Consider the following 278-nt stretch of genomic DNA (forward strand, 5'->3'; position numbering starts at 1 on the left):
ACGCCGACGCCCATGATGAAGGTCTTGGCCGCCGGCACCGTGCCCGCCGCCGTCATCATCATCGGCAATGCGCGGTCATATTCGGCCGCCGCGTCGATCACCGCCTGGTAGCCGGCAAGATTGGCCTGCGAGGACAAGACGTCCATCACCTGCGCACGGGTGATACGCGGCATGAATTCCATGGAGAAGGCGGTGATGCCGGCCTTTGCCATGGCGGCCACCGCGGCATCGTTGCCGTAGGGGTCCATGATGGCGATGACGGCAGCACCCGACTTGTA

1 pseudogene is annotated in these 278 nt (G+C 64.7%); it reads right to left on the bottom strand.

The features are described 5' to 3' along the window. Positions 1 to 278: pseudogene (locus tag ACWGS9_RS35755) on the bottom strand (Re/Si-specific NAD(P)(+) transhydrogenase subunit alpha); the annotation flags it as partial.

The organism is Mesorhizobium sp. Arg314 (assembly GCF_053714275.1).